Genomic DNA, 8,549 nt, shown 5'->3' on the forward strand with positions numbered 1-8,549 from the left:
AAACCGCGCCCGGTACGGGATGCGTAGTTTGTTGGATTGGTTTGGCCGCGCCGGCTCCGACGACCGTCGGAGCCGGCGCGGTTTAGCGCACTAAGGCAGAGGTGTCGAACTGTTCGTTGTCGTTGTCGTAATGTTGTCGTAATCGTCTCGATGGTCGACAACAATAACGAAAATGATCTCGGACGGTCTCGGGATCTCTGAACTGCTCCACCGAGTCGGACGCCCCCGGTCCTGCGTCGTTGCGCGGCGGCTTGCTTAGACCCTCGTCATCGTCCAGAGTTATCGAAGAGGCGGGGCACCGTGCCGCGCCGCGCTCCAAGGAGAGAGGCATGAAGATTAGTGTCGATGTCGAGATGACGCCCGAAGAGATGCGCAAGCTGTTCGGTTTGCCGGACGTCGAAGCCTTTCAGCGCCAGTTGATGGACGATATCCGCGAGCGCATGGTTTCAGGCACCGAGGGTTACGACCCGATCAAGCTGTTCCAACCCTACGTGACCGGGACCATGGCCTCGTGGGACATGTTCCAGAAGATGCTCACGAATGCGACGAGCATGTCCTCGGGCGGAACGGGTTCGGGCAGCGACAGCTCGGACGCCGAGTCCAAGCCGCGGCGAAAATAGTGCGCACGACAGCGCGGAGGAGATGACGAATGGTTCATCGGTTGCTGATCCTCGGCTGCAGGACCATGCGCGAAGGGGTGGTCGTTTCGGCGATTTTTTTCGCCGCGGCCCTGTTGCTCTTCACGGCCGTGCGCTTCGTCCTGCCTGACCTTGCCTACCTGCAGCAGATCGTTTTGTTCTTCGCGCTCGTGCTCATCATCCTCGCGCCGATCGTGCTCGTCTCGACCTTTCTCCTGTCGGTGATCCCCGGGGCTCGCGAGAAGCTCGACAAGTGTGAGCATTAAACCGCGCCCGGCGCGGTACGCGACGTGTTTGCATGGGATCGGCCCCGGCAGACTTGACGACCGTTGGAGTCGGCGCGGTTTAGAATATTTAAGAGTGGATTATTCTATACTGCGGCCCCGCTAAGGATCCTGGATGCAACAAACGTCGATCTCACTCGAGAATAAGCATCTCGCTCTGGACGCTCTTTAGAAAGGAGCGACGACCGGGTCGGGGCGACCAAAGTCGCCTACGTGCCATGTACAATCGGGATGCGTGTGCCCGGAAATCGCTTCAACCGGTCGCGGTATCGATCATGATCGGCGACGTCAGCGGCGCGCCGTCCAACCACGGCCGGCTATCCTCCCCCAGTCGCAGGCGCCCCTGCGCGAACCAGCCGACCGCCCGCGGATAGATGATGTGCTCCTGCGCGAGTACCCGTTGCGCCAATGTCGCGGCATCCTCTTCCGAATGGATGGCAAGTCGAGCCTGAATGACGACAGGTCCGCCGTCGAGCTCGGGTGTGACGAAGTGGACGCTGGCGCCATGCTCGCGCTCCTCGGCGTCCAAAGCGCGCTGATGGGTCTGAAGCCCCCGGAATTTGGGTAGAAGCGAGGGGTGGATGTTGAGCATCCGCCCGGCATAGTGCTGGACGAAAGCGGGCGTGAGGATGCGCATGAAGCCGGCCAGGATCACCAAGCCGGGCGCATAGCGATCGATCAGGGCGAGCAGCTCGGCCTCGTAGGGCTCGCGTCCCGCGAAGTCGCGATGGTCCAGCACCTCGGCCGGGATCCCGGCGCGCCGGGCCCGTTCCAGGCCGAAGGCATCTGCGCGGTTGCTGATGACGGCGACGATCTCGAAGTCTCCCCCCTTTGCCGCGTCGTCCATCAATGCCTGCAGGTTGCTGCCGCTGCCCGAGATCAGGGCAACGACGCGCAGACGTCCGCCGTCAGGCATGCGCGGCCTCGCCGACATAGCGTACCGACGACGGCCCTTGACCCGCCTCGACCTGTCCGATCACCCGCGCATCCTCGCCGCCGGCGCGCAGCAGCCCGAGCGCTTGGTCGAGATCCCCCGCGGCGACGGCAACCACCATCCCGATGCCGCAGTTGAAGGTCCGCAGCATCTCGGCATCGTCGATGCCGCCCTTGGACTGGAGCCAGTCGAAAACCGGCGGGCGTGTCCAGCTTGCGAGATCCAGGACGGCTCGGGTGTCGTCCGGCAGCACCCGCGGCAGATTCTCGGTCAGTCCGCCGCCCGTGATGTGGGCGAGGGCGTGCACCCTGATGGCGCGCGTCAAGGGCAGGACGGACCTGACATAGATGCGGGTCGGTGCCAACAGTCGCTCGCCGAGGCTGACCCCGTCCAGATCCTCGCCGAGATCCGCACCGCTCACCTCGATGACCTTGCGGATCAGCGAGTAGCCGTTGGAGTGCGGACCGGACGCGGCGAGGCCGATCAGTACGTCGCCCGGTTGAACCCGATCCGGGACGATGAGATCCGCCTTCTCCGCGATCCCGACACAGAAGCCGGCAAGGTCGTAGTCGCCCGTGCGATAGATGCCCGGCATCTCGGCCGTCTCGCCGCCGGTCAGGGCGCAGTCGGCAAGCTCGCAGCCGCGCGCGATGCCCGAGATGACCGATGCGGCGACCTCGACATCGAGCTTGCCGGTGGCGTAGTAGTCGAGAAAGAACAAGGGCTCGGCGCCGCTCACCAGGATGTCGTTCGCGCACATGGCGACCAGGTCGATCCCGATGCTGTCGTGCCGACCCAGATCGATTGCGAGCTTGAGCTTGGTGCCCACGCCGTCCGTGCCGGAAACCAGCACGGGTTGCCGATAATCGGCGAGCGGGAGCTCGAAGAGCGCCCCGAATCCGCCCAGGCCGGTGATGACGCCGGGTCGAGCGGTGGCGGCGGCGAGCGGCTTGATACGCTCGACCAGCCTGGCGCCGGCGTCGATGTCGACTCCTGCGTCGCGATAACTGAGGGACGGCGATGAGGGCGGGGCGGAATCCTGCGTCACGCTTTGGCTCCAAGGGACGGGTATGGCCGCCTATTCTAACAGTCCGGCCGTAACCGCAGTACGGGTCGCTGGTTTTACCATCGTGACGCCGGGCACAGTGCGCTCGATCGATCTCCGCTCGGCCGGGGTGTCGCGGTCGCCTGGATTGGTCTTGGACAGACGCCAAAGACCGGACTAGCATCAACCGGACAGGCATCAAGGTTTGGTGCCGCCCCGGCGACCGGAGTGTTTGCGTGCAGCTCAGGGATCTTCCGAACATCATCAGCGTCCTGCGACTCGTCGCAGTCGTACCTGTCATGTATCTGCTTCTACGCCAGGAGTATGGATGGGCCTTGGTCCTGTTCGCCGCGGCGGGTGCGTCCGACGGCCTGGATGGCTATTTGGCAAAGCGTTTCGACTGGCGTACGCGTTTGGGCGGCATCCTCGATCCGCTCGCCGACAAGGCGTTGCTGGTCGGCTGTTTTCTGATCTTGGGTTGGCAGGGGCTGGTCCCGGTCTGGCTCGTGATCGCCGTTATCGTTCGGGATCTCGTGATTGTCGCCGGGGCCGTCGTCTACAACTACCGTGTCGAGGCAGTCGAGGCCGAGCCCCTGCCGATCAGTAAACTCAACACCGTCCTGCAGATCGTGCTGGTGGTGATGGTTATCATGGCTGCCGGACCTTTCCGGCTCCCCGAAGGCCTGATCGACACGATGGTCTGGGCCTGTTTCGTGACGGTTGTCGTCAGCGGTGCGCAGTATGTCTGGATCTGGGGCCGCAAGGCGCGGCAGCGTGGTTGGCGGGAGCCGTGATCCTTCAGTAGCGGCGCGTGCGGTGGGCCGCATCGCGACCGCGCAGATCGCCGTCGTTTGTGCCATACCGCGAGCGGTCGTCGATACTGCGTATGTCGGGTTACGCTGTGCTCACCCGACCTCCGCGAAGTTCTCGCTCGGGGCGGGCTTAGGGCAGGCCATAGGAGGTTTGGTTGGCACCATCACTGCGGGTCGCACGGGTCGACATCAGCGGCTATCGACTGCCGACCGAGGAGCTTGCCGGGCTCGACGAGCTGCATCGCGAGCTTCAGAACCTCATCCGCCGTCATCTGCCGGGCGTTGCCGCATCGGTCTTCGCCTTGCCCGTGCCCTGCACCGACGGCAAGACGGTCGACTGGTACAGCGATCTTCCGGGTCAGCCGACGCGCCTGACGGCCCTGCCGGCCGCGCGCCGCGCCGCCATGAAGGCCAAGCTCGAGGAGCGGCTCGATGCCTTGCGCAGGCTCGCCGATGCACTGCCGACGCGGGTGAAGGGCTCTGAGTCCATCGCCGCGATCCTGCGCGCCGCGACCCGCTATCCGGATGACTCCCACGTCTATGTGATCGGCGACGAGCCGGTGCTGACGCTCTGGGGGTTCGTGCTGGTCGAGGAGGCTAGGCGTGGACGTGCGCCCGGACCTACTCTCGCCTCGGCCTCTGCGCCCGAGCCGCTTGTGCGGCGTCGTTTCCCCTGGGGCGGGGCCGGTGCAATTGTGCTGTTCCTCGGGACCGGTCTCGCGGGCGGCGGCTGGCTTTGGCTCGATCGGCGCGAGTCAGACTCGCTTGCGGCCGAGCTTCAAGCGGGTCTCGACGCGGCCTGCGCCGGGCCGGATCGGCTCGGAGCGCTCGCGCTGCGGATCGACCGACTCGATCCGCAGCGTACCGGCTACGCCGAGCTGCGCGAGCAGATCACCACCGAGCAGGCCCGCTGTGCGGCGGCCGAGTCGCTCGATCGCGAGGTGATCGCCGCTGATTGGGATTGCGCGCGGCTCGCCGAAATTCGACAGGGTGTCACCGGGTCAGACGGCGAGCCTCCGCCGTCCGGACCGGACTTTGGCCGCGAGCCCTTCGCCGGCATCGTCGCGCGGCTCGACGAGCGCATCGGTGTCTGCGAGACCTCGGCGCAGGCGGCGTCCGAGCTGGAGCGTCGCCTCGGTAACTGTGCGGAGTTGGCCGAGCTGGGCGTTGGGGTCGGTCTGACCACGTCCGAGCCGTTGTCCGAGCCGTTGTCCGAGCAGGCGCCCGAGGATCCGCCGGACGAGACGCCTTGGCGACCGGTCCGCGAGCGACTGGCCCGTGAGCTTGCACGCTGCGCCGAGGCCGATCGGCTCGTCGCCGCGCTGGATGCCGCACTGGAGGCGGACGACGGCGGTTGTCCGGCCCTCCTCAAGCTCGATCGCGAGTCGGCGGAACTCGATGTCGCCCGCGCACCGCTCGCGGCCGTGCGCGAGCGGCTCGACACGGAGCTTGCCCGCTGCGCCCGCGCCCAAACCTATCGTCAAAAGCTGGTGGATGCTCAAATGGACTGTGCCGCGTTGCGAACGCTCGATCTGGAGCTGACCGCCGAGGACGCCGAGCGCGAGCCGCTGCGTGCGATCCGCGGTCGGCTCGACGAGGCACTGTTGCGCTGCGACACCCTGGAAAAACTGGAAACGTCCGTCGGCGAGGGACTCAAGCAACCATGATCGGACCTTTACTACGCACCGGAACACTCACCGACTATCACCCGGTCGGCGCCGTCGGCCACCCGGTGTATCTCGCCGCGGCTCAACTGCGCGCCGCCTTGGCTCGGCGGCTCGGCCCGGATCTCGCCGATAGCTTCGCCATCCCGCAGCGCAACGAGGACGGCGATACGCTGGATTGGTACGCCCCGCGTCCCGGCCCGGTCGTGCCTTGGAGTGCCGCGAGCCCCGAGGAGCGGCTCTCGGCCCAAAGCCAGCTCTTGGAGAATCGCACCCGCATCGACGAACTCGCGCGCACCCTGCAGGCCGATCCCGACCCCGAGCGTCAGGTCTTCGCCAGGCTGCTCGCCCATGTCTTCAACTTCCCGGACGAGGACCACGTCTATCTGGTCGACGGCCGCCCGGTGGTGAGCTTTTGGGGCTTTGTCCGCGATCGCGAGGCCGTCGGCTCCGACCCCTTGGTGAATCTGGGACGGTTTGCCGCCCCGCCGACGGAGTGGTCGCTCGACCTGACCGACGAGGCTCGGCAAGACGCGAGTCCGATCCCGGCCCCGGTGACTCGCCGCGGCCTCCCCTGGTGGATCTGGTTTCCGCTCCTTCTTCTCGCGCTGGTGCTGCTGCTTCTCTTCCTGTTGCGCGGCTGCGTGTCCGAGTCCTCGACGCCGCTCGCCGAATGGGCCCCCGAATGGATCCCGGACTGGGTTGCGGAGGAGCTCTCGCCGATCCTCGCGGAGCCGCCCGCCGAGGATCCGCTCTTGGTCGACCCCTCGATTCGGGACGAGTCGGTCATTCGCGATGTGACGATCGATTCCGGACATCTCCGGGACCGCACCCTGATCGAGCGTGACCTGCGAAGTGACCGAACGACCGACACCAGCGCCATCTCGGTGACGGACCAAGGTGTTGCAGTGGACGAGACGACGGTCTCGGAGACCGAATCGACGACCCTGCCGGTCGATTCCGAGAGCCTGTCCGAGGGGCCATCGGTCCTCGACCAGACGATCGGAGCGGATGCGGGGGAGGGGACCGAGGGGCTGCCACCGGTCCTCGACGAGGAGCTCGATCCGGATGCGTCCGAGACTGTGCCGATCGAGGGCGAGGTTCCGGTCGCGGATGGCGAGTTGCCTTTGACCGACACGCTTCCGAGCGACCTGGCCCCGGACGCTTCGGCCCCGATCGATCCCACCGGCGACGCAGCCCTGCCGACCGATGTCGACGCGGTCGATCCCGATGCCGATACCGGTATCGTCGATCCTGCGCCGGATCCCACGCTGTCCGATCCGACTGCGGCCGATGGTGACGGGGCACCGGCGGAGGGGCAAGCGGCCGAGGAGGGGTCTTCCGAGACGCCCCCGGAGCTGGACACCTCGGACGCCGCCTCGTCCGAGGAAGGCACCGAGCCGCCGACCGGGGAGGGCGACGCGATCCCGGCAACGCCCGGTCTACCCGGCTCGACCGCAGGCGAAGCCGAAGGCGCGCCCGGTGCGGTTCCGGGCACCGCATCGGCCAAGGGCGGCGCAGCCGGACCGAGCACCACTCCGGGCGTGTCCAAACCGGGCGCGACCCCGCAGGCGCTCGACGGCCTGACCAGCGGCTGGCGCACCGCCACCTCCCTGCAAGATCCCAAGACAGGTCTGCCGATCCAGATGGAATACCGCACCCAAGAGGGTCAGGGTCAATTGCGACTCAAGCGCCACGACGGCAGCATCTGCCAAAGCGGCGCCGCGGCATCCGTGAAGGGCGAGCGGCTGGTCATCGACAGCAGCGGGGATATCCGCTGCGCCGACGGCACCAACTTCGGTCGGCCGAGCGTGGAGTGCGCGCCGGGCAAGGACGGCAAACCCGACTGCGTCGGCCGTTATCCCGGTGGTGGTACCTTCTCGCTCGACGTGCAGGGTGCGGCGGGCGAATGAGTCGATGAAACGCCCTCTCGGCCTCGATCATCGTTTCCTTGCCGCATCGGCAGTGTTCAGGTCGCCGACCGGGACCTCCCGGGTACGCCGGATTCATCCGGCTCCCGGGGGCGGGCGACTTCAGTCGCCCGAGCGCGCCCTTGCGGCGGACTGAAGTCCGCCTTCCCGGGGTGCCGACTGAAGTCGGCGTACCCGGGCATGTACCCGGAGTCTTGCGTCCGGTCGGGGAGCTCAAGATGCCTGGACGAAAGGATGACCAAGGCCCCCCTCGCGCAACGGCGCTTTAGGTTGTGCCGAGCGAGAGAGGGTTCGACGTTTGGTGCATCCACACAGCACTCGGCGGGGACGCGGTTTAAATTGATATGGTTTTTAATAGACTAAACCGCGCCGGCTCCAACGGTCGTCAAGTCTGCCGAGGCCGACCCCATCCAAAAACATCGCATACCGCGCCGGGCGCGGTTTAGGTCACAGGCCATGCTCGCGAGACTGGTGAATTTCGAAACCAAGGTGACACTGATCGCCGACAGCGGCGTCCAGTTTCTCGACTTCGGCTTGACCCTCGCGTTGCGCAAGGCCCTGCCGGGTGAGTTCGTGGTGCAGGAGAGCAACCGTTCGCTCGCGCGTCTGCTCTATGACGAGCGCACCAACCAGCTCTACTGGCCTGACCGTCCGGGCATTCCGCTGAAGTCTCAACTGAGCGTGCCGGTCGACGATTCGGCGCGCCTGCTCGACGGCATCTGGCTGCCGGTGCCCGTGCTGCGACTGCACCCGCCGAGGCGCTTCGCGTCGGGTCCCGAGACCTGGGCGCGGCTGCGCCTCTTGGCCCTGTCCACGGAGGAGGCTGCCTCGACCGATCACACCCATCGGCTGACCCTCGCCATCGACACCAATCTGCTGGCCGATGCCGAGGACTTGCGCTATCTGGCCCCGACCGAGGCCGATGTCGGTGCGGGCGCGGCCTTCGCCTTCGCGCACCGCGCCCACGAGATCGGCTGGTTCCCGGAGTTGCCTTGGGTGGCGGGCTGGATCCAGGAGGTTTTCGACGAGCGCGCAGGTCCGCGCCTGCGTCTGCCGCCCGAGGACGTGGAGGCGGAGCGCGAGCGTCTCGCCCACCATGCCCATTATCTGAACCTGCTCGCCGTGATCGGCGAGGCAGGGTGCATCCCCGAGATCAAGCTGCTCGGCAACAAGGCGACCGACGTGCAGCCGGCGGTGCCGGTCGACATGGTGCTGGACGTCGGCAACTCGCGCACCTGCGG

The 8,549-nt window shown here is 66.6% G+C and carries 8 protein-coding genes; 6 read left to right on the forward strand and 2 right to left on the reverse strand.

Annotated features, from left to right (window positions below; genetic code table 11):
* The first annotated feature begins 329 nt into the window (after positions 1 to 329).
* On the forward strand, positions 330 to 620 hold the full coding sequence (locus tag GPT33_RS14800; RefSeq protein ID WP_296810232.1) for a DUF6489 family protein: 291 nt from the start codon (positions 330 to 332) through the stop codon (positions 618 to 620).
* A 29-nt stretch (positions 621 to 649) separates the two neighbouring features.
* Positions 650 to 904, forward strand: a complete 255-nt coding sequence (locus GPT33_RS14805; RefSeq protein WP_296810234.1) for a hypothetical protein — start codon at positions 650 to 652, stop codon at positions 902 to 904.
* A 271-nt stretch (positions 905 to 1,175) separates the two neighbouring features.
* Here the strand turns inward: GPT33_RS14805 and purN are convergent, their stop codons facing one another.
* Both purN and purM read right to left on the reverse strand, forming a co-directional pair.
* Complete coding sequence (purN, locus tag GPT33_RS14810; RefSeq protein WP_296810236.1) at positions 1,176 to 1,838, reverse strand: phosphoribosylglycinamide formyltransferase; 663 nt, start codon at positions 1,836 to 1,838, stop codon at positions 1,176 to 1,178.
* Positions 1,831 to 2,904: a phosphoribosylformylglycinamidine cyclo-ligase gene (gene purM, locus GPT33_RS14815; protein ID WP_296810238.1), complete on the reverse strand. Its 1,074-nt coding sequence runs from the start codon at positions 2,902 to 2,904 to the stop codon at positions 1,831 to 1,833. Before purM ends, purN begins: the two co-directional genes overlap by 8 nt.
* A 233-nt stretch (positions 2,905 to 3,137) precedes the next feature.
* Between purM and GPT33_RS14820 the strand changes: the two genes are divergently transcribed.
* From GPT33_RS14820 to GPT33_RS14835, 4 genes are all read left to right on the forward strand, one after another.
* Entirely contained in the window at positions 3,138 to 3,695 is a 558-nt protein-coding gene (locus GPT33_RS14820; RefSeq protein ID WP_296810240.1) for a CDP-alcohol phosphatidyltransferase family protein, read from the forward strand.
* A 173-nt stretch (positions 3,696 to 3,868) separates the two neighbouring features.
* Complete coding sequence (locus GPT33_RS14825; RefSeq protein ID WP_296810242.1) at positions 3,869 to 5,380, forward strand: hypothetical protein; 1,512 nt, start codon at positions 3,869 to 3,871, stop codon at positions 5,378 to 5,380.
* Positions 5,377 to 7,290: an SrfA family protein gene (locus GPT33_RS14830; RefSeq protein ID WP_296810244.1), complete on the forward strand. Its 1,914-nt coding sequence runs from the start codon at positions 5,377 to 5,379 to the stop codon at positions 7,288 to 7,290. Before GPT33_RS14825 ends, GPT33_RS14830 begins: the two co-directional genes overlap by 4 nt.
* 489 nt (positions 7,291 to 7,779) lie before the next feature.
* Positions 7,780 to 8,549 (forward strand): virulence factor SrfB (locus GPT33_RS14835; RefSeq protein ID WP_296810247.1); only part of this gene is annotated, 770 nt, incomplete at its 3' end.

Source organism: Thiocapsa sp., from assembly GCF_011390875.1.
GTDB lineage: Bacteria > Pseudomonadota > Gammaproteobacteria > Chromatiales > Chromatiaceae > Thiocapsa.

Coding starts and splice junctions, on each gene's coding strand:
- GPT33_RS14800 (WP_296810232.1), top strand. CDS start 330: ATGAAGATTAGTGTCGATGTCGAGATGACGCCCGAAGAGATGCGCAAG.
- GPT33_RS14805 (WP_296810234.1), top strand. CDS start 650: ATGGTTCATCGGTTGCTGATCCTCGGCTGCAGGACCATGCGCGAAGGG.
- purN (WP_296810236.1), bottom strand. CDS start 1,838: ATGCCTGACGGCGGACGTCTGCGCGTCGTTGCCCTGATCTCGGGCAGC.
- GPT33_RS14830 (WP_296810244.1), top strand. CDS start 5,377: ATGATCGGACCTTTACTACGCACCGGAACACTCACCGACTATCACCCG.